The following is a 308-nucleotide window of genomic DNA, read 5'->3' as shown; positions in this document are numbered from 1 at the left end:
GTCTTCGAGAAGGACCTCCACATCGGGGTATTGCCGGAAGCAGTCGGCGCTGCCTTCGTTGCGGGAGGCGGTCTCATCGTGCATTCGCCCTGGTCGCAGGGCATCAGTCCACACGGTGCGGCCGTGGTGGTCGGCGATCTCGGTGGCCTTGGTGGTGTTCTGCTTCTTCTTGCCCGAGTCGATCGCCCGCCTTCCGCCGCGGCCGGCCACCGGGCGTCGGACCTGGATCTCGGTGGCGTCCAGCCGCAGCTCGACGCCTTCGGCCTGCGCGTATGCGAACACGTCCGTGAGGGTCCTCAGGCGCACGC

At 68.2% G+C, this 308-nt stretch carries 1 protein-coding gene; it reads right to left on the bottom strand.

Annotated features, from left to right (window positions below):
- Positions 1 to 308: transposase family protein (locus PUR61_RS28820; protein ID WP_329882408.1), on the bottom strand; the 308-nt coding region annotated here is incomplete at both ends.

Source organism: Streptomyces sp. BE20 (assembly GCF_036322525.1).
Lineage (GTDB): Bacteria > Actinomycetota > Actinomycetes > Streptomycetales > Streptomycetaceae > Kitasatospora.
This window is presented reverse-complemented; position numbering and strand designations above follow the sequence as displayed.